Origin of the sequence: Microbacterium thalli (genome assembly GCF_028737325.1) — a bacterium.
Classification (GTDB): Bacteria; Actinomycetota; Actinomycetes; order Actinomycetales; family Microbacteriaceae; genus Microbacterium; species Microbacterium thalli.
The window spans coordinates 444,124-468,412 of record NZ_JAQZCH010000001.1; the positions used below are offsets into that span (position 1 = coordinate 444,124).

The 24,289-nt window shown below is 71.5% G+C and carries 21 protein-coding genes; 20 read left to right on the top strand and 1 reads right to left on the bottom strand.

What is annotated here, in order from left to right:
- The first annotated feature begins 1 nt into the window (after position 1).
- From PUW82_RS02355 to PUW82_RS02415, 13 genes are all read left to right on the top strand, one after another.
- Positions 2–1,138, top strand: a complete 1,137-nt coding sequence (locus PUW82_RS02355) for a Gfo/Idh/MocA family protein (RefSeq protein WP_274220732.1) — start codon at positions 2–4, stop codon at positions 1,136–1,138.
- Positions 1,135–1,971 (top strand): ThuA domain-containing protein, encoded by an 837-nt coding sequence (locus PUW82_RS02360; protein ID WP_274220733.1) that lies wholly within the window; start codon positions 1,135–1,137, stop codon positions 1,969–1,971. Before PUW82_RS02355 ends, PUW82_RS02360 begins: the two co-directional genes overlap by 4 nt.
- Positions 1,968–4,994: an alpha-mannosidase gene (locus tag PUW82_RS02365; protein ID WP_274220734.1), complete on the top strand. Its 3,027-nt coding sequence runs from the start codon at positions 1,968–1,970 to the stop codon at positions 4,992–4,994. Before PUW82_RS02360 ends, PUW82_RS02365 begins: the two co-directional genes overlap by 4 nt.
- 11 nt (positions 4,995–5,005) lie before the next feature.
- On the top strand, positions 5,006–8,134 hold the full coding sequence (locus PUW82_RS02370) for a glycoside hydrolase family 2 TIM barrel-domain containing protein (protein WP_274220735.1): 3,129 nt from the start codon (positions 5,006–5,008) through the stop codon (positions 8,132–8,134).
- A gap of 38 nt (positions 8,135–8,172) precedes the next feature.
- Positions 8,173–10,389, top strand: coding sequence for an alpha-galactosidase (locus PUW82_RS02375; RefSeq protein WP_274220736.1), 2,217 nt, complete (start codon positions 8,173–8,175; stop codon positions 10,387–10,389).
- A 270-nt stretch (positions 10,390–10,659) separates the two neighbouring features.
- Positions 10,660–11,238: an alternate-type signal peptide domain-containing protein gene (locus PUW82_RS02380; protein ID WP_274220737.1), complete on the top strand. Its 579-nt coding sequence runs from the start codon at positions 10,660–10,662 to the stop codon at positions 11,236–11,238.
- A 31-nt stretch (positions 11,239–11,269) separates the two neighbouring features.
- Positions 11,270–11,869, top strand: a complete 600-nt coding sequence (locus tag PUW82_RS02385) for a hypothetical protein (protein ID WP_274220738.1) — start codon at positions 11,270–11,272, stop codon at positions 11,867–11,869.
- Positions 11,866–12,783, top strand: a complete 918-nt coding sequence (locus PUW82_RS02390; RefSeq protein WP_274220739.1) for a hypothetical protein — start codon at positions 11,866–11,868, stop codon at positions 12,781–12,783. The genes PUW82_RS02385 and PUW82_RS02390 overlap by 4 nt, the downstream gene beginning before the upstream one ends.
- Positions 12,780–13,463: a signal peptidase I gene (locus PUW82_RS02395; protein WP_274220740.1), complete on the top strand. Its 684-nt coding sequence runs from the start codon at positions 12,780–12,782 to the stop codon at positions 13,461–13,463. The genes PUW82_RS02390 and PUW82_RS02395 overlap by 4 nt, the downstream gene beginning before the upstream one ends.
- A gap of 123 nt (positions 13,464–13,586) precedes the next feature.
- On the top strand, positions 13,587–14,627 hold the full coding sequence (locus PUW82_RS02400; protein WP_274220741.1) for an iron-siderophore ABC transporter substrate-binding protein: 1,041 nt from the start codon (positions 13,587–13,589) through the stop codon (positions 14,625–14,627).
- Entirely contained in the window at positions 14,624–15,664 is a 1,041-nt protein-coding gene (locus tag PUW82_RS02405) for a FecCD family ABC transporter permease (RefSeq protein WP_274220742.1), read from the top strand. Before PUW82_RS02400 ends, PUW82_RS02405 begins: the two co-directional genes overlap by 4 nt.
- Entirely contained in the window at positions 15,661–16,707 is a 1,047-nt protein-coding gene (locus tag PUW82_RS02410; protein WP_274220743.1) for a FecCD family ABC transporter permease, read from the top strand. Before PUW82_RS02405 ends, PUW82_RS02410 begins: the two co-directional genes overlap by 4 nt.
- Positions 16,704–17,510, top strand: coding sequence for an ABC transporter ATP-binding protein (locus PUW82_RS02415; RefSeq protein WP_274220744.1), 807 nt, complete (start codon positions 16,704–16,706; stop codon positions 17,508–17,510). Before PUW82_RS02410 ends, PUW82_RS02415 begins: the two co-directional genes overlap by 4 nt.
- 43 nt (positions 17,511–17,553) lie before the next feature.
- On the opposite strand, the gene PUW82_RS02420 is transcribed toward PUW82_RS02415, so the two are convergent.
- Positions 17,554–19,038, bottom strand: coding sequence for an RNA polymerase sigma factor (locus PUW82_RS02420; RefSeq protein ID WP_274220745.1), 1,485 nt, complete (start codon positions 19,036–19,038; stop codon positions 17,554–17,556).
- Positions 19,039–19,122: 84 nt separating this feature from the next.
- On the opposite strand from PUW82_RS02420, the gene PUW82_RS02425 reads away from it, so the two are divergent.
- The 7 genes from PUW82_RS02425 to PUW82_RS02455 all read left to right on the top strand — a co-directional run bounded on the left by PUW82_RS02425 (position 19,123) and on the right by PUW82_RS02455 (position 24,275).
- Positions 19,123–19,743, top strand: a complete 621-nt coding sequence (locus PUW82_RS02425) for a hypothetical protein (protein WP_274220746.1) — start codon at positions 19,123–19,125, stop codon at positions 19,741–19,743.
- A 64-nt stretch (positions 19,744–19,807) separates the two neighbouring features.
- Positions 19,808–20,416 (top strand): hypothetical protein, encoded by a 609-nt coding sequence (locus PUW82_RS02430; protein WP_274220747.1) that lies wholly within the window; start codon positions 19,808–19,810, stop codon positions 20,414–20,416.
- Positions 20,413–20,991: a SipW-dependent-type signal peptide-containing protein gene (locus PUW82_RS02435; protein WP_274220748.1), complete on the top strand. Its 579-nt coding sequence runs from the start codon at positions 20,413–20,415 to the stop codon at positions 20,989–20,991. Before PUW82_RS02430 ends, PUW82_RS02435 begins: the two co-directional genes overlap by 4 nt.
- Positions 20,992–21,038: 47 nt before the next feature.
- A complete protein-coding gene (locus tag PUW82_RS02440) occupies positions 21,039–22,403 on the top strand; it encodes an RCC1 domain-containing protein (protein ID WP_274220749.1) in 1,365 nt (454 codons plus the stop codon).
- Positions 22,400–23,014 carry an LPXTG cell wall anchor domain-containing protein gene (locus PUW82_RS02445; RefSeq protein WP_274220750.1) on the top strand — a complete coding sequence of 205 codons (615 nt, stop codon included), beginning with the start codon at positions 22,400–22,402 and terminating at the stop codon, positions 23,012–23,014. Before PUW82_RS02440 ends, PUW82_RS02445 begins: the two co-directional genes overlap by 4 nt.
- Positions 23,011–23,688, top strand: coding sequence for a hypothetical protein (locus PUW82_RS02450; RefSeq protein WP_274220751.1), 678 nt, complete (start codon positions 23,011–23,013; stop codon positions 23,686–23,688). Before PUW82_RS02445 ends, PUW82_RS02450 begins: the two co-directional genes overlap by 4 nt.
- A complete protein-coding gene (locus PUW82_RS02455; protein ID WP_274220752.1) occupies positions 23,685–24,275 on the top strand; it encodes a signal peptidase I in 591 nt (196 codons plus the stop codon). The genes PUW82_RS02450 and PUW82_RS02455 overlap by 4 nt, the downstream gene beginning before the upstream one ends.
- Positions 24,276–24,289: the final 14 nt, after the last annotated feature.

The following is a 24,289-nucleotide window of genomic DNA, read 5'->3' on the forward strand; positions in this document are numbered from 1 at the left end:
GATGCCTGATCAGGAACGGCTGCCCGTGGTCGTCGTCGGTGCCGGCGCGATGGGCGGCGAGTGGCTGCGGATGCTGGCGCGCTCGCCGCACGCCGAGACGGTCGGTGTCGTCGACCTCGACGTCGACCTGGCGCGGGCGACCGTCGCGGGGATCGGCCTCGATGTCGTCGTCGGGTCGTCGCTCAGCGAGGTCGCGGCGGCGTCGGGCGCCCGGGCGGTGATCAATGTGACCGTGCCGCAGGCGCACCGTGTCGTGAACGAAGAGGCGATGCGCGCCGGGTACCCGGTGCTCTGCGAGAAGCCGCTGGCCCCGACCGTCGCCGAGGCGCTGCGCCAGGTGGCGCTGGCCGACCTGACCGGGCAACTGCTCATGGTGAGCCAGTCGCGGCGCTACTTCGACCACCTGGCCGCGTTCCGCGGCGTGGCCGGCGACCTCGGCCCGCTCGGCGTCGTGCACGCGCAGTTCTTCCACGAGGACCACGAGCCGGGCTTCCGCGAGCAGATGGCCCATCCGCTGCTGGTCGACATGTCGGTGCATCACTTCGACATGCTGCGCTACCTCACCGACGACGAGCCGATCAGCGTGCGCTGCGACTCGTGGAACCCGTCATGGAGCTGGTTCGCCGGCCACGCGGCGGCCACCGCCACGTTCGAGCTGAGCTCCGGTGCGCGGTTCGTCTATCAGGGCAGCCGGGCGACCCCGGGACTGCAGACCTCGTGGAACGGCGACTGGCACGTCTACGCCGAGCGGGGCGCGGCGCACTGGGACGGCGACGACGTCGTCGAATCCGACGCCGCCGGTGCCGCCGTCGAGGTGACGCCGGCGAGTGAGGGCATCGAGGGCTCACTCGAGGAGTTCGTCGCGTCGCTGCGCTCGGGTGCGACCCCGCAGAACGAGGTGCGGACGAACGTCCTCACCCTCGCCATGGTCGAAGGGGCGATCCGCAGCAGCGAACGCGGCGGCGAGAAGGTCGTTCTCGCCGAGCTGCTGGAGGAGTCGCTCGCCCAGGCGATCGCCGACGAGCAGCGCGCCGACATCCGCGAGCTGCTGCTCTCGTGGTCCAGCGCCGCCGACGGCATCACCACACCCGCCTGGGGATCGTCCCGGGCAGCGATCGCGTCAGGAGGCGCCCGATGACCACGTCCGCCACACCGAAGAAAGCCATCCGCGTCGTCGTCTGGGGTGAGAATCGCCACGAGCAGATCAACGAGGTTGTCCGCGGGATCTACCCCGAGGGGATGCACAGCACGATCGCGGGCGGCATCACCGCGCTGCTGGGCGACGAGGTCACCGTGACCACCCGCGTGCTCGACGACGCCGAGCACGGCATGACCGAGGACCTGCTCGCCGAGACCGACGTGCTGCTGTGGTGGGGGCACACCGCGCACGAGGAGGTGACCGACGAGGTCGTCGACCGCATCCAGAAGCACGTGCTCGAGGGCATGGGCATCATCGTGCTGCATTCGGGCCACCACTCGAAGATCTTCCGTCGCCTCATGGGGACGACGTGCAGCCTGCGCTGGCGCAACGACGGCAGCGACCGCGAGCTCGTGTGGACGGTCTCGCCGCGGCATCCGATCGCTGAGGGCGTGCCGCAGCCGCTCGTCATCCCGGGGCAGGAGATGTACGGCGAGTTCTTCGACATCCCCGAACCCGACGAACTGATCTTCATCAGCAGCTTCTCGGGCGGCGAGGTGTTCCGCAGCGGCATCACCTACCGCCGCGGGTACGGCAAGGTGTTCTACTTCAGCCCCGGCGACGAGATCTATCCCGTCTACCACCACCCCGATGTGCAGCGCGTGATCGCGAACGGCGTGAAGTGGGCGCACTCGGAGCGCGAGCGCGAGTCGTACCTCGTGACGCCGATGTACCTTCCCGGCCAGTTCGACCGTCCCGTGCTGGGATCGCCCGACGGCCTCGTCGACTACTACACGCGCGAGCTCATCGAGCCGCGAGAGAACGCGGAATGACGCAGGAGCAGAATCCGAACGGGCGCGTACGGCTCGACGCCGAGACCCTCGCGATGCAGCGGGTGCGTCGATTCACCCGCTTCCGCATCGCACCCGCGGTCTATCGCGAGGCGCGGCCGGTCGACATCACGGCGTGGCAGGTGAACGGCGAGCCCGTGCCGTTCGCGACGGCGGTGGAGCAGGAGTTCGCGCCGGTCTTGTTGGGCACTCCGTGGGGGCGGCCGTGGGACACCGTGTGGTTCGACGTGCGCGGGGAGGTGCCCGCGGAGTGGCCGGTCGACGAGACCGAGCTGCTCGTCGACCTGGGTTTCGTCGACGAGCAGCCGGGCTTCCAGGCCGAAGCGACGGCCTACCGTCCGGACGGCACCATCGTGAAGGCGATCGAGCCTCGGAACGCGTGGGTCCCCCTCGCTCAGCCGGGCCCGTTCCGGCTGCTGCTCGAGGCGGCGGCGAACCCGACGATCCAGGTGCCCTACGAGTACGAACCGACGACGCTCGGCGATCCCGCGACCGCCGGCGACGAGGCGCACTACCGGGTCGTCCGACTCGAGGTCGCCCGCCGCGATGTGGTCGTGTGGGAGCTGCTGCAGGACGTCCTGGCCCTCGACGGCCTCGTCGCCACGCTGCCCCCCGACACCGCTCGCCGCGCCGACATCGTGCACGCGCTGGAGCGCATGGTCGACCTCATGGACCCCGACGACATCTCGGGCACGGCGCAGCGCGGCCGCGACGCCCTCGCACCCGCCCTCGCGATGACCGCGCCGGGCAGCGCGCTGCGGGTGACGGCGGTCGGCCACGCGCACATCGACTCGGCCTGGCTCTGGCCGACGCGCGAGACCGTGCGCAAGGTCGCCCGCACCTTCGCGAACGTCGTCGATCTCATCGAACGCGACCCCGACTTCGTCTTCGCGGCATCGTCGGCCCAGCAGTACCTGTGGCTCAAGGAGAGCCAGCCCGAGCTGTTCGAGCGGGTGCGCGCTGCGGTGGCGGCGGGACGCTTCCGTCCCGTCGGCGGCATGTGGGTCGAGTCCGACACGAACATGCCGAGCGGCGAAGCGCTCGTGCGTCAGTTCGTGCAGGGCAAGACGTTCTTCCGTGACGAGTTCGGCGTCGACAGCGAGGAGGTGTGGCTGCCGGACTCGTTCGGGTACAGCGCCGCCCTGCCGCAGATCGCCCGCGCCGCGGGAGCGCGCTACTTCGTGACGCAGAAGCCCTCGTGGAACGAGACCAACCGCATCCCGTACTCGACCTTCCACTGGGAGGGCATCGACGGGTCGCGCCTGTTCACCCACCTCCCCCCGGCCGAGACCTACAACTCCGACCTCGGCGCCGACGACCTGGCCCGCACCGAGCGCGTCTTCAGCGAGAAGGGTGCCGCCCGCGAGGTGCTGGGGCTGTTCGGCTGGGGCGACGGCGGGGGCGGACCTACACGAGAGATGCTCGCGCAGGCCGCGCGCAAGCGCGACCTCGAAGGGTCGCCGCGCGTGGCGCTCGGCGACCCGCACTCGTTCTTCGTGGCGGCCGAGGCCGAGCTGGCCGCGCCGCCCGTGTGGGTCGGCGAGATGTATCTCGAGCTGCACCGCGGCACGCTGGTGTCGCAGCAGAAGACGAAACGGGGCAACCGTCACAGCGAAGCCCTGCTGCGCCAGGCCGAGCTGTGGGCGGCGACCGCTGCCGTCCTGCGCGGTGTGGACTACCCTGCGGCCCGGTTGCAGGAGGCATGGCGCACGGTGCTGCTGCTGCAGTTCCACGACATCCTTCCGGGCACGTCCATCGCGTGGGTGCATCAGGAGGCGGAGGCCTCGTACGCTCGCGTCGCCGCGGTGCTCGAGGACATCATCGCTGCCTCGCTCGCCGCGCTGGCGGGCGAGGGCGAGACCCCGCTGAGCGCGAACGCCGGTCCCTACGCGCAGGGCGGTGTCGCCGCGATGTCGATCGGGCCGGCCCTCGAGCCGCGTGTCGCCGTGCCCGCGAGCCGCGACGACGTGTTCGTCCTGGAGGACGACGCTCTGCGCGTCGTCGTCGACCGTCGCGGGGCATTCGTCTCGGTCCGCGACCTCGTGGCCGACCGCGAGGTGCTTCCCGACGGGATGCCGGGCGGCGTGCTGCACGTGCTGCGAGACACCCCGCGCGAGTGGGATGCCTGGGACATCAACGAGGAGGACCAGCGGTCGGGGCGCGCGCTGCTCGAGCCCGTCTCGGTGCGCATGGACGGCGACGCCGTCGCGATCCGGCACGAGTTCGGAGCCTCGTCGATCGAGGTGCGGATCCGCGTCCGCGCCGGGCGGGTCGACCTCGCGTTCGACATCGACTGGCACGAATCGCAGAAGCTGCTCAAGCTGCTCTTCCCGCTCGACCTGCGGGCCGACCGTGCGGCGTCGGAGATCCAGTTCGGGCACCTGCACCGCGCGATCCACCGCAACACGTCGTGGGATTCGGCGCGCTTCGAGACCGTCGCACACCGATGGGTGCAGGTCGGCGAGCCCTCGTGGGGCGTCGCGATCGCGAACGACGTCGTCTACGGCCACGACATCCGGACGCTCCACGCGCCCTCGGGGCAGCCCATGGTGATGGCGCGCTTGTCGCTGCTGCGAGCCCCGAAGTACCCCGATCCCGGGGCGGACCAGGGGCATCACACCTTCACGGTGTGCCTGCGCCCCGGCGGCATCCCGGAAGCGGTCGTCGACGGCTATCGGCAGAGCCTGCCGCCGCGGGTGACGCGCGGCACCGCGGTGCCGTCGATGATCGCGGTGTCCCATCCGGCCGTCGTCGTCGAAGCGGTGAAGCTCGCCGAGGACGGCAGCGGCGACCTCGTGGTGCGGCTGTACGAGGCGCACGGCGACCGTGCCACCGCGGCCCTGACCACGACGATCGAGTGGGATGCAGTCGAGACCACCGACCTGCTCGAGCGACCGGTGTCGAGCACAGCCATGTCCTCCGTGTCCGCTCGTGCGGTCGACCTCGTGCTGCGGCCCTTCGAGCTGGTGACGCTGCGCTTCCGGTCGCCGCGTCCCGTCGCGTGACGGGGGCGGGGATGAGCGACACGGATCACTACCTGCACGACATCGGGCCGGGGCGGGGACTCCGCCGCGCGCCGCGGTCGTGGCTGCACTCGGATGCCCCGACGCTGACGCTCGCCGGAGACTGGCGGTTCCGCCTGCTCGCGGGAGCCCCGGGCGTTCCCGGCAGCGCCGCGGTGCTCCCCGCGGGTGAGGCGCCCGATGCGATGTCGGCGCCCGACTACGACGACGCCGGATGGGACCTCCTTCCGGTGCCGAGCCACTGGGTGCTCCACGGCGGCGGCCGGTGCGGCACGCCGCTGTACACGAATGTCTCGCTGCCGTTCCCGCAGGACCCGCCGTTCGCTCCCGACGAGAACCCGACCGGCGACCACCGCCGCGTGTTCTCGCTGCCCGCGCATTGGCTCGACGCCGATGCGTACGAGGCCGTCGTGCTGCGCTTCGACGGGGTCGAGTCGCGCTACCGCGTGTGGATCAACGGCGCCGAGATCGGTGTCGGCACCGGGTCGCGGCTGGCGCAGGAGTTCGACGTCACCGCCGCGGTGCGCGCGGGCGAGAACACCATCGCCGTCCGCGTGCACCAGTGGTCGGCCTCCACGTACGTCGAGGACCAGGACCAGTGGTGGCTGCCCGGGATCTTCCGCGATGTCACGCTGCAGGCCAGACCCGTCGGCGGCATCGAGGACGTGTGGGTCCGCGCCGGGTTCGACCACTTCACCGGTCGCGGCACGCTCGACACCGAGCTGGTCGCATCTGCGGCGTCGTTCCCGGTACGGCTCGAGGTTCCCGACCTGGGGGTCTCGGTCGAGTGGGAGCGAGCATCGGATGTCGCCGCGATCGCGGTCGCCGTCGTCGAGCCGTGGACGGCCGAGAGCCCCCGGCTCTACGACGCGACGGTCACCAGCGCCGGCGGGGCCGAGCGGATTTCGCTGCGCGTGGGATTCCGCACCGTCGAGATCGTCGGTGACCGGTTCCTGGTGAACGGGCGCCGGGTCGTCCTGCACGGGATGAACCGGCACGACACGCATCCGGATCTCGGGCGGGGATTCGACGAGGAGTTCGTCCGGCGCGACTTCGAGCTGATGAAGCGTCACAACGTCAACGCCATCCGCACCGCCCACTATCCGCCGCACCCCCGGGTGCTCGATCTGGCCGACGAGTACGGGCTGTGGGTCATGCTCGAGTGCGACATCGAGACGCACCTGTTCCATCACGGCGTCGACATGTTCTCGTCGGGCGTCGACGAGTGGCGCGACAACCCCAGTGAAGACCCGCGGTGGCGCGCCACCTTCCTCGATCGCATCCAGCGCACGGTCGAGCGCGACAAGAACCACCCGAGCATCGTCATGTGGTCGCTGGGCAACGAGTCGGGCACCGGGGCGAACCTCGCGGCCATGTCGGCGTGGGTGCACGAGCGCGACCCCGAACGCCCGGTGCACTATGAGGGTGATCGCGCCGGCGCGTACACCGACGTCTACTCGCGGATGTATCCCTCGATCGCCGAGGTGACCGCTATCGGCAGCGACTCGACGGCGCTGCTCCTGGATGCCTCGGGCGCCGAGTCCGCGCGGCTGCGCACCAAGCCGTTCGTGCTGTGCGAGTACGTGCACGCGATGGGCAACGGCCCGGGCGGGATCGACCGCTACGAGGAGCTCGTCGACGCCTATCCGCGGCTGCACGGCGGCTTCGTCTGGGAATGGCGCGATCACGGCATCCGCACCGCCACGGCGGACGGCGTCGAGTTCTTCGGCTACGGCGGCGACTTCGGCGAGACGGCGCCGCACGACGCGCATTCCTGCATGGACGGCATGGTCCTCTCGGACGGCGCCCCCACCCCGGGGCTGGTCGAGTTCGCTGCGGTGACCGCTCCGCTGCGCTTCACCGCCCGGGCCAGCGCAGACGGTGTCGTCGTCGAGGTGCGCAACGCCCGCCACTCGGCGCACACGGGTGATCTCGCCTTCCCCTGGCGGGTCGAACGCGACGGCATCGAGATCCTCTCGGGATCGCTGGAGGTCACCGCGGCCGACGGTGGGCCGGTGCCCGCCGGCGCATCCGTCATCGCGCGGCTGCCCCTCGCGGTCGACTCCCTCGCGGCCGGGGGCGGTGAGGTGTGGTTCACGGTCTCGGCGGCGCTCGCCGCCGGCACGTCGTGGGCGGCGGCGGGGCATGTCGTGGCGGCGCACCAGATCCCGCTCGTGACGCCGCGCCCAGCGGCATCCGGCCGGCGGCGAACCCGCCCCGAGGGCGACCCGGACCGCGCGCTCGACCCGGCCGAGACCTTCGAGCTCGGGCCCGCGCGGTTCACGGACGGGCGACTGGCCGCGCTGGCGGAAGCATCGGTGGCGGGTCCGCGCTTGGAGCTGTGGCGCGCACCGACCGACAACGACGCGGGATCCCACCTGGGCAGCTACGACGTCAGCGATCCGATGGTCGGACGCGGGCTCGGCGTGCCGGGTCCGTCGTACGCGGCGCTCTGGCGCGCGGCCGGCCTCGACCGGCTGCGGCATCGCACGCTCGAGGTCCGCCGCACCCGCTCGACCTTCCGGCGCCGGACCCGATGGGGTGCCGCCGACGCGCGGGAGGCGATGGTGCTCGACGAGCGGTGGGAGGCCGGCGAGGACGGCGTGACCCTGCGCATCGACATCCTCCCCACCACGGGGTGGGACCTCGTGCTGCCGAGGATCGGGGTGCGGTTCGATCTGGCCCCCGACGTCGACGAAGCGGAGTGGTTCGGCACCGGCCCCGGTGAGTCGTACCCGGACTCGCGGCACGGTGCGCTCGTCGGGCGGTATCGGGCGCGCACCGCGGACCTGACGTTCCCGTACGCCCGCCCGCAGGAGAGCGGTCACCGGGCCGCGGTGCGCCGGCTCGAGCTCGCCTCGGCGGGGGAGCGCTGGCTGCGGATCGACGCCGACGCGGATGGTGCCGGGCGCCGCCCGGGCTTCACCCTGGCGCGTCATACGGCGCAGCAGGTCGACGCAGCGTCGCATCAGCACGAGCTGCCGCCCTCGGAGGCGACGTACCTGTATCTGGATGCCGGGCAGAACGGCCTCGGGTCGCGGGCCTGCGGTCCCGACGTCTGGCCCGACGAGCTGCTTCGAGCCGAGGCGCGATCGCTCGTCTTCCACCTCACGGCCCTCTAGCCCCACCCGCGCGGAGGCCACCCGACCCAGGAGAACTCATGCCCGACAGTGCGCCGATTCCGGTTCCCGTGCCCACCGATGCCTACCTGCACCTGGCTGCGGGCGGCGTCAGCGTCGTCCTCGATGCGACGCAGGGGCGGCTGCCCGCGATCGTCCACTGGGGCGCCGGCCTCGGGTCGCTGAGCGAGGCCGAGGTGCAGGCTCTGGCCCTCGCCGCGGTCGAGCCGACGCCGGGCAACGTGGTCGATCAGCCGGTGCGCGTCGCGATCCTTCCCGAGCATCACGCCGGCTGGGAGGGCAAGCCGGGCGTCGTCGGGCATCGCGACGGCGCCGACTGGTCGCCGCGCTTTGCCGTGGACACCGTCGCCGTCCGCGGGGCTGCGGCGGAGGCGACGCGGGTAGACGGGCGCCTCGTCGAGACGGGTGCCGCCGTCGTCACCGTCGCGGCGACCGATGCGATCGCCGGCCTGCACGTGCTGCTCGAGATCGAGCTGCTGGACAGCGGCCTGCTGCGCGCCCGTGCGACACTGCGCAACGTCGGCCCGGGCGTGTACTCCGTCGGCGACGTCACGCTCGCGCTGCCGATTCCGGTGCGCGCGCGCGAGATCCTCGATTTCAGCGGGCGGTGGAGCCGCGAGCGCGTGCCGCAGCGCCGCGACCTCGTCGTGGGCATCCACGAGCGCGAGGGGCGCAAGGGCCGGACCGGGCCCGACGCGGCGACCGTGCTGAGCGTCGGCACACCCGGGTTCGGGTTCCAGTCGGGCGAAGTGTGGGGTGTGCACGTCGGCTTCAGCGGCAACCACCGCCACTACGCCGAGCAGTTGTCGGCCGGAGCCCAGGTCATCGGAGGCGGCGAGCTGCTGCTGCCCGGAGAGGTGCGCCTCGCCGAGGAGGAGACCTACCGGTCGCCGTGGCTCTACGGCGCCTACGGCGACGGGCTCGACGACCAGGCGCACCGCTTCCACCGCTTCCTGCGCAGCCGCGACACGCACCCAGCCACGCCGCGGCCGGTCACGCTCAACGTGTGGGAGGCGGTCTACTTCGACCACGACGCCGACCGACTCATCGACCTCGCCGAGCGCGCCGCGGCGCTGGGTGTCGAGCGCTACGTCCTCGACGACGGCTGGTTCACGGGACGTCGCGACGATCACCGCGGGCTCGGGGATTGGACCGTCGACCTGGGTGTCTGGCCGGGCGGGCTGCACAAGCTCGTCGACCGGGTGACGTCGCTCGGGATGCAGTTCGGCCTGTGGTTCGAGCCCGAGATGGTCAACGAGGACAGTGACCTCGCGCGCGAGCATCCGGAGTGGATCATGCAGACCGGGGGCCGACTGCCGGTCCGTGGCCGCGACCAGCAGGTGCTCAATCTCGGCATCCCGGATGCCTACCGGTTCGTGCTCGATGCGATGACCGCCGTCCTCACCGAGTACGACGTCTCCTACATCAAATGGGATCACAACCGCGATCTCATCGACGCGGGCACCGCGCCCGGCGGTGAGGCGGGCGTGCATGCGCAGACCCTCGCCGCCTACCGGCTCATGGATGAGCTGAAACGTCGTTTCCCCGGCATCGAGATCGAGTCGTGCTCGTCGGGCGGCGCCCGGGTCGACCTCGGCGTCATCGAGCGCACCGACCGCGTGTGGGTGAGCGACTGCATCGACCCGCTCGAACGGCAGCAGATGATGCGGTGGACGATGCAGCTCATGCCGGCCGAGCTGTTGGGTTCGCACATCGGCTCGGCGGTGAACCACACGACCGGTCGCGCGCACGCCCTGTCGTTCCGAGCGGGCACCGCCGTGTTCGGCCATTTCGGCATCGAGTGGGACCTCACTCAGGCCACCGCGCAAGAGAACGCCGACCTCGTCGAGTGGATCCGGTTCTACAAGGAGCACCGCGCTCTTCTGCATGCGGGCGACATGATGCGGGCCGACGAGATCGATCCGGCCTTCCAGGTCTCCGGCGCCATCGCAGCGGACCGGTCGGCCGCGCTGATCTTCGTCGCCTTCCTGACGCGCCCGACGGTGTCGCCGCGCGGTCGGTTCACGGTGCCGGGCCTCGACCCAGACAAGCGGTACCGCGTCGCTCCCGTGACCGTCGGCACCGCCGACCCCGGACGAGCCGACCCGCCCTGGTACGCCGACGGCGCGGGCGTCGTCCTGAGCGGCCGGATGCTGGCCACGGCGGGACTGCATCTGCCGGGTTCGTTCCCCGAACGGGTCGTGCTGCTGACGGTCACCGAGCAGCCTGCCCGCTGACCGGTGGGGTCGGTCCGACGCTGTCCCGGAGGGATTCCTCGGTGAACCTCGCGGTGATCTTGCGCTGATCTTCAGGAACGTCCGCTCTTCGCCGATCGACGGCGGCGCGGATGGTGGACAGTCCTCGCGGTTTGCTCACGCGGCACCGGCGGATTCGTTGTGGGAGCGGTCTCAAGCTTGAACCATCACGACGAGCAGCCCGAAAGATCGGCAGCCGGCGCAGAGACAACTCCCCACCGCTGCGGCCCCGAGCCGCGAAAGGACCACATCATGAAGAAGATCGTCAAGGCCACCATCGCCGCCGCCGCCGGCGCCACGCTCCTCCTCGGCGGTGCGGGCACGTTCGCCACGTGGAACGCGTCGGCGACCACGCAGGGCACGAGCATCTCCTCCGGAAACCTCGTCGTCGAGGACTCGGGCGCCGCCGGCGTGTGGACGGCCAACGGCTCGAGCACGCCGATCTCGCTCGCCGGCTACACCATCGCCCCGGGCGACACCCTGACCTACACGAAGACGATGTCGATCGCCGCAGAGGGCGACAACATCTCGGCGACCCTGGGTCTCACCCCGGCCTCGATCGCCGCCGCCGACGCGACGGACGCGAACGACCAGGCCCTCGCCAGCTACCTCAGCGCGAACGCCGTCCTCACCGCGACCGGCACGGGCATCACCGGCGCCGGCCCGACCTTCACCGTGACCCCCGGTGCCGCGGGCATCGCGCAGGACGTCACCGTCTCGGTCACCATCACGTTCCCCTACGGCGACACCGCCGGCGGCAACAACGCCGCCATGTCGGGAATGGTCAACCTCAGCGACCTCACCGTCACGCTGACGCAGAAGACCGCCTGACCCCGAACACCCGACCCGCGAGGATCCTCCGATGTCCGCACCCACGCGTCGCTCCGCGCGTCTCGAGAAGCAGGCCCGCCGCCGTTCCACGCCGGCTCGACTGCTCCTCGGGGCGGCGGCAGCCGCGGGCGCGGTCATCCTGGGGGTCCTCGCGGGAGGCGGCACCTTCGCGGTCTGGAACTCAGCCGCATCCGCCGCCTCGGCCGCGACGCTCCGCGCCGGATCGTCGAGCCTGACCGTGACGCCGCTCACGCTGGCGGCGACCGGTCTCTACCCGGGGCGCACCGTATTCGCGCCGAGCACCGTGCGCAACAGCGGCACCACCCCCCTCGCACTCACCCTCGACACCGTGACCGGCCCGCGGACGGCCACCCCCTTCACCGCGGCGGTCGTCGTCTCGGTCGGCACGGCGAGCTCGGCGGCCGACTGCACCGCCGGTCGCCTGACCTCCGCCGTCTCGACGAACGTCGGCGCGACGCCCCGCGCCGGCCTGGCGGCCACCGTCGCCCCGGGCGCGACCGCCATCGTCTGCGTCGGGCTCGGGCTGCCGACGAACGCCCCCGCCGCTGCCGCCGGCGGAGCCGCGTCTCCCGTGACGCTCGCCATCTCCGGAACGCAGGTGCGGCCGTGATGCGTCGCCGCTCGATCGCCGCGATCGCCGCGGTGACGACCGTATTGCTGCTGGCCGGCGGCGGGACCGCCGCCGCCTTCTGGAACGCCACCGCGTCGGTCTCGGCGACCGCCTCGTCGACCACGGTCGCCACGGCCCTGGCGCAGAGCGGCGAGCTCAACACGACCTACCGGTACGGCGGCAGCACCTCGACGACCGCGACCGGCGCGCTCACCATCACCAACAACGGCGGCGCCCCGCTCACGTACACGCTCGCGAATCAGGTCACCGGCAGCGCGACCCTCGCGCAGAAGACGGCGCTGATCCTGTGGACCGGGACGTGCGGGGCGACGATCCCGGCGAGCGGCGCCGTGTTCACCACGCTCGCCGACCGCGCGCCGGCTCTGCCCGCCGCGGCCCGTTCGCTCGCGCCGGGGGCGAGTGTGACGGTCTGCGTGGCGACGCGCATCAGCGGAACGGATGCCGCCAGCACCAACGCAGCGCTGCAGGGTCAGAGCGTGACCAGCGCCTTCGCGGTCACCGGCGCGGTCGGCACGAGCTGGACCGCGACCGCGAGCACCGCCGCCATCACCCAGAACGTCTACCGGCTCGAAGCGGCGACGAACGTGACCTGCACGGACGGTTACCGCTCCGCGGTGCTCAGCTGGAGCGCACCGGCGAACCGGCCCGCCGGTGCCGCGGTGGCCTACCGCGTGTACGACACGGCGACCGGTGCCACCGTCGCGTCGGTCTCGAGCTCCAACGCCACCGCGTCGGTCACGCTCGACGGCTACAGCTTCGGCCGCAACGGCACGTACACCCTCGCGATCGAGGCCAAGGACAGCACCTCCGGCACGACCGCGCCCGCCAGCACGGCGATCCCGGTGCTGCGGACCACCAAGCTCCTCTTCTTCCCGAGTCTGGAATGCGCATGACCACCGCAACGACCCCCGCTCTGGACACGGGCACCGTGTCGACGGCCTCTCGGCGCGTGCGACGCGTCGCCGCCGCCCGCGCCGCCACCGGCGAGAGCCTGCTGCATTACCTCGCGGTCTCGCTCAGCGCCGCCCTGCTCGTGCTGATCCTCGCCATCGCGGCCGCGGTCATCGGTGTCCCTGCCCTCGTCGGCGGCACCGCGATGACCGTGCTCACGCAGTCGATGGAACCGAACCTGCCCCCGGGCACCCTGGTCGTCATCCGCCCCACTCCGGTCGACGAGATCGAGGTGGGCGATGTCATCACCTACCAGATCCGCTCCGGCGAGGCCGCGGTCGTCAGCCACCGGGTCATCTCGAAGACGTATGCCGACGGCGAGCTCACCTTCCTCACGAAGGGCGACAACAACGACGCCGCCGACCCCGACCCCGTGCAGCCGCTGCAGATCCGCGGCACCCTCTGGTACGCCCTTCCGCTGCTCGGCTGGGTCAACAACGTGCTCAACGGCGCCAATCGCCCGATCGTGATCGGGGTCGCCGCGGGCGCCCTGTTCGTGTACGCGGCGGGCATGGTGTTCGCGGCCGGTCGCGATCGCCGTCGAACGTCCGCCTCGACGGATGCCGCCTCGACGGATATCGCTCCCTCGGACGTCGCTCCCTCGGATGTCGCTGCGTCCTGATCGACGCGCCACGAGCGGCCGATCGGGTGGGCTAGGCTAGGCAAGCCTTACCTGGGTCCGGCGCCTGCACTTCTCGCCGCGCGATCGTCCGGGAGGCCGCACCCACCGAAACCGGAGACCTCCATGTTCCCTCGTCGCACCGCGGCTGCCGCCGCGACGACCCTCGTCGCCGCCCTCGCTCTCACCGCCTGCGGCGGCACCGGCTCACCGAGCGGCTCGTCCACTCCCGAAGGTGAAGCCGGCAGCGCCGGATACCCCATCGTCATCGAGCACGCGCTCGGCACGACCACGATCCCCGAGAAGCCCGAGCGCGTGGCGACGGTCCAGTGGGCGAACCACGAGGTTCCGCTGGCGCTCGGCGTCGTCCCCGTCGGCATGGCCGCCGCGAACTTCGGCGATGACGACGGCAACGGCCTGCTGCCCTGGGTCGAGGACAAGCTCGAGGAGCTCGGCGGCGAGACCCCCGTGCTCTTCGACGAGACCGACGGCATCGACTTCGAGGCCGTCGCCAGCACCGAGCCCGACGTCATCCTCGCCGCCTACTCGGGCCTCACGCAGGAGGACTACGACACGCTGAGCGAGATCGCTCCCGTCGTGGCCTACCCGGAGTCGGCGTGGGCCACCTCGTGGCGCGACGTGATCGAGTTCAACGCCATGGGCATGGGCATGGCGGAGGAGGGCGAAGAGCTCGTCTCGACGCTCGAGGACGAGATCGAGGCCGCCGCGTCGAAGCACCCCGAGCTCGCCGGCACGTCGGCGATGTTCATGACGCACGTCGACCCGTCCGACCTCAGCACGGTGAACTTCTACACCTCGCACGACACGCGTGCCGCGTTCTTCGAGGACCTCGGCCTGTCGACGCCCACGAGCGTCGAGGAGGCGTCGAGTGACAGCGAGAAGTTCTCGGGCAGCGTGAGCTCGGAGCAGGTCGACGTGTTCGCCGACGTCGACATCATCGTCACGTACGGCGACGAGGAGCTCGTCCGCACGCTCGAGGGCGACCCGCTGCTGTCGCAGATGCCCGCCGTCGCGAACGGCGCGATCGTCTCGCTCGACGGCGCCGGCCCGCTCGGCACCGCGGCGAACCCCACGCCGCTGTCGATCTCGTACATCCTCGACGAGTACCTCGCTCTGCTCGCGGAGGCCGCTGGAAAGTCCCAGTGACACCAGTTCTTCCTGCCGGTTCGGGCGTCGCCGTCGTGCGGCGCCCGAACCGCGTTCGCGCCGCCTGGCTGATCGCGCTCGTCGCCGTGACCGTCGGGCTGTGCGGGCTGTCGTTCGCCGTCGGCTCGCGCACGGTGCCGTGGGACGAGATCGTCGCCGCGCTCGGCGGCGCCCAAGAGAACCTCGACCAGGCGGCGGTCGGCCAGCGCATTCCCCGCACCGCGCTCGCGCTGCTCGTCGGCGCTGCGCTCGGTGTCGCCGGTGGCGTGATGCAGGGCGTCACGCGCAATCCCCTCGCCGATCCCGGCATCCTCGGCGTCAACATGGGTGCCTCGCTCGCGATCGTCATCGGGATCGCCTGGTTCGGCCTCGCCTCGGCGAGCGGATACATCTGGGTCGCCATCCTCGGCGCCGGGATCGCGGCGGCCTTCGTCTACGCCGTCGGCTCCCTCGGCCGCGGGGGAGCGACCCCCCTCAAGCTCGCCCTCGCCGGCGCGGCGACCTCGGCCGCCCTGGTGTCGTTCGTCACCGCCATCTACCTGCCGCGCGGCGACATCGCCGACAACGTGCGCTCGTGGCTCATCGGCGGTGTGGGCGGCGCGACGTGGCCGTCGGTGTCGCTCGTCGTGCCCTTCCTGCTCGTCGGCTTCGCGGTCAGTCTGCTCTCGGCCCGCAGCCTCAACACCCTGGCGCTCGGCGACGACCTCGCCGCGGGCCTCGGCGAGCGGGTGGCCGTCGCGCGAGCCGTCGCCGCACTCGGCGCCGTCCTGCTCTGCGGCGCTGCGACCGCCATCGCCGGACCCATCGCGTTCGTCGGCCTCCTCGTGCCGCATGCCTGTCGCCTGCTGGTCGGCGTCGACCATCGCTGGCTGCTGCCCTTCTCCGCCGTCGCCGGCGCCGCACTCGTCGTCGCCTCGGATGTCGTCGGCCGGGTCGTCGCGCGTCCCGCCGAGATCGACGTGGGCATCATCACCGCGCTCGTGGGTGGGCCGTTCTTCGTCGCGATCGTCCGTCGCCAGAAGGTGAAGTCGCTGTGACCGCCGTATCCGCCGAAACCCCCGTCGCCGTCGTCGCAGACCTGCGGCGTCGGCGCGGCCGTCGTCGTCGCGCCGTCATCGTCGGCCTCGCGATCGCGGTCGTGGCCGCGCTCGCGCTGAACGTCATGGTCGGTCAGACCTTCTCCTCACCGGCCGAGGTGATGGCGGTCGTCCTCGGACAGGATGCCGGGGGCGCCACCTTCACGATCGGGCGGCTGCGTCTGCCGCGCGCGCTGCTCGGCGCCATCGTCGGCCTCAGCTTCGGGCTCGCCGGCGTCGCCTTCCAGACCATGCTGCGCAATCCGCTCGCGAGCCCCGACATCATCGGCATCAGCGCCGGGTCGAGCGCGGCAGCCGCGTTCGCGATCGTCATGCTGGGCCTCAGCGGGCTCGCCGTCTCGGTTTTCGCCATCGTGGCGGGGCTCGTCGTCGCGCTGCTGATCTACCTGCTGTCGTCGCGATCGGGATCGGCCGGCACCCGCCTCATCCTGATCGGCATCGGCTTCGCCGCGATGCTCGACGCGCTGACGCAGTACGTGCTCTCGCAGGCCGGTCAGTGGGACCTGCAAGAGGCGCTCCGCTGGCTGAACGGCAGCCTGAACGGCGCCACCTGGAGCGACGTCGTCACGGCCGGCGCCGCGCTTCTCGTGCTGGCCCCGCTGCTGCTCTCCCGCTCGCGTGACCTCGCGGCACTGCAGCTCGGCGACGACACCGCCGCGGCCATCGGCACGCGTGTCGCGCGTACGAGACTGATCGTCGTGGTCGCCGCGGTCAGCCTCATCGCCTTCGCCACCGCGACGACGGGACCCATCGCGTTCGTCGCGTTCCTCGCCGGACCGATCGCGGCGCGCGTCATCGGCCCGCGCGGCTCGCTCCTGGTGCCGAGCGCCCTGATCGGTGCGCTGCTCGTACTGGTGGCCGACTTCGTGGGTCAGTACGCCCTCGGCATCCGCTACCCCGTCGGCATCGTGACCGGCGTGCTCGGCGCGCCGTACCTGCTGTACCTCATCATCCGCACCAATCGCGCCGGAGGTTCCCTGTGACCGACGATCACACCCTGCTCGCCGAGGATCTGACCGTCGGCTACGGCGACCGCACCATCATCGAGGGTCTCAGCCTGCGCATCCCGTCGGGTCGCATCACCGCCATCGTCGGACCGAACGCGTGCGGCAAGTCCACGCTGCTGCGCTCGATGTCGCGTCTGCTGACGCCCCGGGCCGGACACGTCCTGCTCGACGGCGCCGCCGTACACCGGATGCCGGCGAAGGAGCTCGCCCGCACGCTCGGGCTGTTGCCCCAGTCGCCGACGGCACCCGAGGGCATCACCGTCTCCGACCTCGTCGGGCGCGGACGCAACCCGCATCACGGCATCTTCTCGCGGTGGACGACGGCCGACGACGAGGCGGTGGCCGAGGCGCTCGCCGCGACCGAGACCCTCGAGCTCGCCGACCGCGCGGTCGACGAGCTGTCGGGCGGGCAGCGGCAGCGCGTGTGGATCGCTATGGCGCTGGCGCAGCGCACCGATCTGCTGCTGCTCGACGAGCCGACGACGTTCCTCGACGTGAGCCACCAGATCGAGGTGCTCGACCTGCTCACCGACCTCAACCGGAACCGCGGCGTCACCGTCGTCATGGTGCTGCACGACCTCAACCTCGCGGCCCGCTACGCCGACCACCTCGTCGCCATGCGCGAGGGCAGCATCGTCACCGCCGGGCCGGCCGAGCAGGTGCTCACCGCTGAGACGGTCGAAGCGGTGTTCGGCATCCGCAACGAGGTGATCACCGATCCGCGGTCCGGCAAGCCGCTGATGCTGCCCCTCGGGCGGTACCACGTCGACACGGCCTGACGCGCACGCGGCCGGGCGGGGGATCGCTCGCCGCGGTGGCCGATCATCGGGCCTCCGGCGCCGATCGCGAAGAACGCCGTCGAACGAGCAACGCGCCGGAGCCGACAGCTGCCAGGCCCGCGAGCGCGATCGCCGCCGTGCGTCCCGGCGTCGCGCCGGACGGCGGAAGAGCGTCCACCACCGCCGGGTGCGGCACGATCGTGCCGGCCGGGGGATCGTCCGGGGACCAGGGCGCGGCCGTCAGACGGATGGATGCCTCGCCGGACAGGTCCTGGATGCGATCGCGCTCGTCTCGGCGGACGACGCCGGAGATGTCGATGCTGGAACCCGGATCGACGCGACCGACCGAGATGGTCTCGTCGAGACCGGCGACCGACCGGGGGCCGGCCACGATGTCGCTGTCCCGTCGCACCTCGAGAGTCGGTGTCTCGGTCGCATCCGTCGTCCGTGTCGACAGGGTCGCGTAGACCGTCAGCTCGCGCTCGGCGTGGTTCGTGAGCCGGGTCGTCCACGCGGTCTCTTCGCCCGGCGCGGGCATCATGGCCGAGATGCGGTCGGGGTCGGCGCTCATGCCCGATGCGGGCGACTCGACGGGCACCGCGACGGGAACGTGATACCCGCCTGGGTCCGCGTCGGTGCTCTCGCGTAGCTCGAGGGCCTCGTGCAGCGGCTCGGGCCACGAGGCGACCGCCGCCGCGATGAGCGCGACGAGCGCGAGGTGCCCGAGGTCGCGGCCCCGCGGTCGAGCGTGCGCGGCTCGCGGACGCGTCGTCGTGCCGGCGCCCGCAACGGCGACGGCGACGAGGCCGAAGGTGAGCGATCCGGCGCTCAGCTCGTCCCGCGCCTCGTGCTCGACTCTCGCGCAGGTCGCACAGAGCGCACGGTGCCGGCGGTACTCGCGAAGCTGGCGGGTGCCCGCCGTGCCGACGATCACGCGAGCGAGGACGTCGGAGGACACCCCGCAGGACAGGTCGCTCAACTCGATGAAGCACCGGATGTACCCCACCTGCAGGTGACTGCGGGCGCGGTGCGCGATGGTCGACACGTGCGAGGCGGTCAACCCGAGTTCGCTGCCGACCTCGCGTGCGGGTCGGCGATCGATCAGCACCGCGATCGCGACACGGCGGGTCGTCTCGTCGAGCGAGTCGAGCGCGCGGCGGGCGAGGTCGATCGAGCCGTCGAGGGCGAACGGGGCTTCCGGGTCGACGGGGACCCGCTCGAGCACATCATCGGGCACGGCGGTGGTCCGCCGGCTGTCTCGGTGGTGACGATCGACCATGTTCCGCACGGTCGTGAACAGGTACGCGCGCAGGTTGTCGATCTCCGCGATGCGCGGCGACCCCAGGGTGGCGACGACGAGGAACGCCTCGGCCACGGCGTCGCCCGCGGCCTCGGGATCGGCGCCGCGGGCGATGGCGAAGCGGCGCAGTGAATCGGCGTCGTTCGCGTAGACGCCCGCCAGGCGCTCGGCGGCGGTCTTCGTCAGACGGTCATGCCAATTGTGGCGAACGGTGTGATCGATTGCCATATAGCTACTCAAACACATGACGCCGCGCTTCGACACCCGGTCGCAGACGCGCGTCAGACCATGCCCCGAACGAAAGAACTGGTTATGACTGCAACCGAATCCACTCGTGGCTCCAAGCGTTTCCTCGTCGCCGGAGGTTCCCTCCTGGCGGTCGCGGGCATGCTCACGGCAGCCGCTTTCACCGACTTCGCCAACCTGAACCTGGGCGGTGACTCGGGTATCGGCGGTGACAACACGCGCTTCAACATCCAGGTGGTGGGCACCGACCCCGAGACGAACGAGCCGATCCCCGGCACCTGGCAGGAGGCCAACACGGCCGAGGGTGTGGCGATCGCGGTTCCGGGCGCCGACCTCATCACCCCCGGCGACACCGTCTCGGTCGAGATCCCGTTCCGCAACGAGAGCCCCGCCCTGGGTGCTGACCTCGCCTTCACGCTGCAGGACCGCGCCGGCTTCGTCTCCGACGCCGAGTTCGCGCAGGCCGTGCGTTACACGATCGCGCTCGACGGCACCGAGATCGTCGCGAACGCCACGCAGGAGGCCGTGGCCGACCTCGACCTCGGCGTCTACGCCGCGGGCGAGGAAGGCGTGCTCTCGGTGAGCATCACGCTGCCCGACCAGGGGTCGGTCGAGGCGAACAACGCCCTCCAGGGCAAGACCACGTACGTGCAGGCGCACTTCGACGCCAGCTCGGTCCAGCCCTGACCCCTGCCCGGGGGTGCGGTTCACCGCACCCCCGGGTTCCCCGACCCGAGATGGAACGAGACCGATGATCCCCCACCGCAGCGCTCGCCTCAGGCTCAGCCTCGCCGCCGGTGCCCTCCTCAGCGTCGGCGCGCTCTTCACCGCCGCCACCTTCACCGACGCCGCCGACGTGCACGTCTTCCTCGACGGCTCGCAGAACACGTTCGAGATCCGAACCGCCGGCTCCGTCCGCGACGGGTGGGTACCCTCCGAGGACCAGTGGCAGCCCGGCCGCCCCGCCCCGTACGAGATCGCCCTCGAGGAGGGAACGGTGCTCGCTCCCGGCGGCTCGATCTCGCTTCGTATCGCCGCTCAGAACGCGAGCCCGCGCCTCGCCGGCACCCTGTCGCTGTCGATCGTCGATCCCGACCCTCGCGGCGACGAGATCGATCCCGACACCGGCCGCTTCGTCGAGCTCTTCGACCAGCTGCAGTTCACGGTGCGCGACGGCGACCGCACCCTCATGGACCGCGTGCCCGCGCCCGAGCTGACGACCTACACGTGGGACGACGCGTTCGAAGCGGGCGAGCACCGCCTGCTCGACGTGCGCATCGATCTGCCCGACACCGTGGACAACCGCTGGCGAGGCGCCGGCACCGGCGTCCAGTTCCAGTTCGAAGGAGAGAACCGATGAGGCGCACGATACGCGTGGCCGAGCCGGTGAAGCTCGTGCTGGCCGGGGGCCTCGCGCTCGGTCTTCTCGTCGGCGCGACGAGCGCAGCTTTCAGTGATCAGGCCGACGTGTCGTTCGCCCCCATCGGCGCAACCTACGATCTCGGCTTCGTCGCCGCCGACGGGTCGGTCGCACAAGGCAATCCGGAGCCGTGGCCCATCGACACGGGCGAGATCGGCCCCATCCCCCGGATCGGCGAGGGCGATCCCGCCCGAGTGGAGGTGAAAGTCAAGAACGCGGGCACGGTGGATGCCGGCGACGTCACGTTCTCGCTCGCCTCGCTGCTCCCGCCGGTCCCCGACGGCGACGGTGTCGTGCGCGACGCGCTCGACGTCACGCTCGCATCGATCTGGGTCGACGGCGTCGAGGTCGCGACGCGCGTTCCGGCGGCCGAAGCGGTCGCCACGATTCCCGACTGGCCCGCGGGCGGCATCCGCACGGTCGTCGTCGAGCTCGTGTATCTCGATCAGATCCCCAGCCCGTACTACTACGGCCGCGATGTGCTTCTCGGCCTCACCGCGACGGGAGCGGCCTGACGCCCCGGCCATCATCCCCGACCCGTCCCTCGACCCAAGGAGCTGGAATGACGCACTCCGTCAGAACGCGACGCCGTGCTCGGTACGGCGCGCTCGCCGCACTCGGGGCACTCGCGGTCTCCGCGGCCGTCGCGGCGCCCGCGCCCACCGAGGCCCGCTACACGGATACGGCCACCGCGGCCGCCGAGACCTACACGATGCCCGCGTCGTACCAGGCGGTGTCGAGCCAGTTCACCTCGACCTCGGCGGCACTCTCGGACGGGTGGGTCTGGGTCTGGGGCTTCAAGGGCCAGGGAATGGGGGGCAACGGCGTGCAGAACGACAACGATCGTTCCCCTCAGCCCGTACACGGCCTCAACAACGTCGTGAAGGTCGTCGGCGCGTCGGACATCAGCGAGACGCCCGGAACCTTCGGCGCGCTGACGGCCGACGGCGAGGTGTACACCTGGGGCCTGAACAAGCTCGGGCGCCTCGGCATCGGCACGACGTCGGGGAACAACGACTTCCGGGCGACGCCGCAGAAGGTCGAGTTCCCCGATGACGAGAAGGTCATCGACCTGGGGTCCATGCGCGCGACGATGGCGGCTCTCACCGAGAGCGGCAAGGTCTACACGTGGGGCTCGGGTCAGTACGGCCAGGCCGGCAACGGGTCCACCGTCGAGAACCGCGGGCCGCACTCGCCGTACCTCGTGATCGACAACGTGCACTCCATGCACGTCGGCCAGCGCCTCACCTGGGTCATCACGCGAGAGAACCGCGTCTTCTGGTGGGGCCGCGCCGTGTCCGGTGAGGCCGGCAACGGCACGACCGCGACCGTGAACAATCCGAACCCCTTGGAGCTGCCGCAACTGAACGCGCTCGTCGAGGGCTGCGAGGGCCCCGCCGTGCCGGTGCATTCGCCGGAAGACACCTGCTCCGTCGTCGAGATCACATCGTCGCGGCAGGCGGGCGCCGCTCTGACGCGCGACGGCGTGGTGCACACGTTCGGGCAGACCGCGAACGGTCAGATTGGCCGCATCGCGACGGCGCAGACACGCGTCCAGGTGCATCCGATCAACATCGACGAACCCGTCGCGCGCCTGTCCGCCGGCAACTACCACTTCACCGCGCTCACGAAGTCCGGTGGGGTATGGGGCTGGGGAAGCAACGCCAGCTGGGCTGCCACCGGGAACATCCGACCCGACGGCAGCACGGGTCAGGGCACGACCAACGCCACGACCCCGGTCCGCCTGCCACTCACCGACATCGTGATGATCGGCGGCTCGCGCGACACGAGCTACGCGACCCAGTCCGACTCCGTCCTGATCGGATGGGGTGATGGGCGCCAGGGTGCGATCCCGGGGAACGAGACGAACAGGCGCACGTTCACGCCGCTCGCCCTGCCCGGCATCCGTGTGGAGGTGACCGAGTGAACATCCGCAAGGTGACGGCGGCACTGTGGGCGACGGTCGTCGCGAGCGGTCTCGTCGCGGCCTCCGCCACGCCGGCGGTCGCCACCCAGGAGCTCATCGAGGCGACGCCCGCGACGACGACGATCGTCGCTCCCGCCCCCGGCCATTCCCAGGACTGGCAGGTGGACGTCCGGAACACCACGACGCAGACGCTGCCGGTGGTGCTGACGATCGAAGGGGACTCCGCGCAGCTGTTCGGCGGCTCGCATCCGATCCACGTCGAGATCGTCGACGACTCCGGCGAGGTGGTGGTGTCCGGCGCCGCACCTTCCGTGCTCGGTGCGACGGTCGAGCTCGACGCGCTCGGCGCGCACGAGGAGCGTCGATACACCGCCCGCGTGGCGCTTCCGCGCAGCGCCGGCAACGAATACCAGGGCGCGAGCGGCACGCTCGACCTGAGCTTCGTCGCCTCGGCTGAGGCGACGACTCCCGAGACCGGCCCGAGCCCCGACGACGCTCTCGCCCACACCGGTGGCTCCGGGACGACGCTGGCTCTCATCGCGGCGACCGCGCTCGGCATGCTCACGCTCGGCGCCGTGCTGGCTGCACGCCGACGGAAGGAACACGCATGACTCAGACACGACACGCCTTGCGCGCACAGCGTGCTCGGCGACGAAGCACCCGGGGCGCCGCTCTGAGGCTCGCGGCGGCGGCCGGCATGCTCGCCTTCGGCGCGATCTCGATCAGCGCAGCCGCGCTCGCCGACTCGGCGACGCTGGGGCTCGGCGCGAACGGCATCGGATTCGAGGGCCGGTTCGCGATCGGAACGGTCTCGCTCGACGGCACCGTCGAGCAGGTCATCGCGGACGGCCCCGCGGAGCGGCCGATCCCCGAAGCGGCACTGCTGGTCCCGGGTGGTTCGATCTCGATCGAGATCCCGGTGTTCAACAACACCGAGCGCCTCGCAGCCGACACGACGGTGACGGTGGTCGCCGCTGGAGGAGACGGCGCCGTGGCGGACGTCCCCAACATCACGCCCTACCTGCGCTTCACCGCCGTCGACCCGGCCGGGAACGAGGTGTTCTCGGGAGCCACATGGGACGAGGCGACGGGCTCGCTCGGGGTGCTCGCGCCGCGCGGCGATCTGCCCCTCACCGACGGCGACGCGTTCGCGCCGGGCGCCGAGGGCAGCGCGCAGACCGTGGTGCTGACGATCGACTATCTCGATGAGCCGGGCACGGAGGAGCTCAACGGCGGCCTGTCCGCTCTCTCCGTCCGGTTCGACGCGACGTCGGTGAGGCCGTGACCACTCGGCGCGCTTCGCGTCGGCCCAGTGTCGCCGATCGTTCGGCGCCGCTGGGCTGGCGCGTCTTCGGGATGCTGCGATCCGGCATCCTCTCGCTGGCAGCGGTCATCGGCGCCGTGTGCATCGTCGCGTTCGTCGCCGCGCTCGCCTTCAACGTCCGTCCCGTCGCCGTGATCTCCGGGTCGATGGAGCCGCAGATCCCGGTCGGGGCGATGGTGTTCACCCGCACCGTGCCGGCGGGCGATGTCTCGCCCGGCGACATCGTCACCGTGCAGCGTCCGCGCAACCTCGGCCTTGTGACCCACCGGCTCGTCTCATCGGTGGAGCGCGAGCCGGGGGTCTACGAGTTCGTGCTGCGCGGTGACGCGAACGACACCGACGATCCCCAGCCGTACGCCGTCTCGACGGTCGGGCAGTACGTCCTCCACGTGCCCCTGCTGGGGTACCTCACGATCGGTCTGCAGAGCTCGAGCGGGCTGTTCATCGCGGGCGGCATCGCGCTCGTGCTCGTCGCCCTGTTCCTCCTCGACCCGGCGCGGCTTCGGGGCTCCGCGCAGACGCGTGAGACGGAGGAGGAGTCCGCCTAGCGCGGCAACCCGCC

What these genes read in the sequence shown, in the direction of transcription:
- PUW82_RS02355 (WP_274220732.1), top strand. Translation starts at nt 2, where the DNA reads ATGCCTGATCAGGAACGGCTGCCCGTGGTCGTCGTCGGTGCCGGCGCG.
- PUW82_RS02360 (WP_274220733.1), top strand. Translation starts at nt 1,135, where the DNA reads ATGACCACGTCCGCCACACCGAAGAAAGCCATCCGCGTCGTCGTCTGG.
- PUW82_RS02365 (WP_274220734.1), top strand. Translation starts at nt 1,968, where the DNA reads ATGACGCAGGAGCAGAATCCGAACGGGCGCGTACGGCTCGACGCCGAG.
- PUW82_RS02370 (WP_274220735.1), top strand. Translation starts at nt 5,006, where the DNA reads ATGAGCGACACGGATCACTACCTGCACGACATCGGGCCGGGGCGGGGA.
- PUW82_RS02375 (WP_274220736.1), top strand. Translation starts at nt 8,173, where the DNA reads ATGCCCGACAGTGCGCCGATTCCGGTTCCCGTGCCCACCGATGCCTAC.
- PUW82_RS02380 (WP_274220737.1), top strand. Translation starts at nt 10,660, where the DNA reads ATGAAGAAGATCGTCAAGGCCACCATCGCCGCCGCCGCCGGCGCCACG.
- PUW82_RS02385 (WP_274220738.1), top strand. Translation starts at nt 11,270, where the DNA reads ATGTCCGCACCCACGCGTCGCTCCGCGCGTCTCGAGAAGCAGGCCCGC.
- PUW82_RS02395 (WP_274220740.1), top strand. Translation starts at nt 12,780, where the DNA reads ATGACCACCGCAACGACCCCCGCTCTGGACACGGGCACCGTGTCGACG.
- PUW82_RS02400 (WP_274220741.1), top strand. Translation starts at nt 13,587, where the DNA reads ATGTTCCCTCGTCGCACCGCGGCTGCCGCCGCGACGACCCTCGTCGCC.
- PUW82_RS02420 (WP_274220745.1), bottom strand. Translation starts at nt 19,038, where the DNA reads ATGGCAATCGATCACACCGTTCGCCACAATTGGCATGACCGTCTGACG.
- PUW82_RS02425 (WP_274220746.1), top strand. Translation starts at nt 19,123, where the DNA reads ATGACTGCAACCGAATCCACTCGTGGCTCCAAGCGTTTCCTCGTCGCC.
- PUW82_RS02430 (WP_274220747.1), top strand. Translation starts at nt 19,808, where the DNA reads ATGATCCCCCACCGCAGCGCTCGCCTCAGGCTCAGCCTCGCCGCCGGT.
- PUW82_RS02435 (WP_274220748.1), top strand. Translation starts at nt 20,413, where the DNA reads ATGAGGCGCACGATACGCGTGGCCGAGCCGGTGAAGCTCGTGCTGGCC.
- PUW82_RS02440 (WP_274220749.1), top strand. Translation starts at nt 21,039, where the DNA reads ATGACGCACTCCGTCAGAACGCGACGCCGTGCTCGGTACGGCGCGCTC.
- PUW82_RS02450 (WP_274220751.1), top strand. Translation starts at nt 23,011, where the DNA reads ATGACTCAGACACGACACGCCTTGCGCGCACAGCGTGCTCGGCGACGA.